1 protein-coding gene is annotated in these 304 nt (G+C 46.1%); it reads right to left on the bottom strand.

Annotated elements, in window-relative coordinates:
* Positions 1-3: 3 nt before the first annotated feature.
* Positions 4-304, bottom strand: a 301-nt coding sequence (locus tag ACTHS4_RS11800; RefSeq protein ID WP_440365979.1) for a JAB domain-containing protein, incomplete at its 5' end; no start/stop codon positions are given.

Here is a 304-nt window from a genome sequence, read left to right as displayed (position 1 = left end):
TCCTTACATATAGCCCTGTTCGCGCAAAGAGCAGGTTTCTTTTGCCGTTACGATAAAATGGTCCAACAGCGTAATATCGACCAAACTTAAAGCCTGTTGCAAACGCTCTGTAAACTGCACATCAGATTCAGACGGCCTTGCCGAACCGCCCGGATGATTGTGTGCCAAAATCAAACTATCGGCGTATTCATCCAATGCCAATTTGACGATTTCACGGATATAAACCGTATTTTCCGCCACCGTACCGCGCGATAATTCCCGTACTCCAATCAATTGATTTTGACGGTTGAGCAGCAAAGCAACG

The organism is Neisseria sp. P0014.S009 (assembly GCF_051958155.1).
Lineage (GTDB): Bacteria > Pseudomonadota > Gammaproteobacteria > Burkholderiales > Neisseriaceae > Neisseria > Neisseria flavescens_C.
Note: the sequence above shows the minus strand (reverse complement) of the source record. Positions and strands in the feature narration are given on the sequence as shown.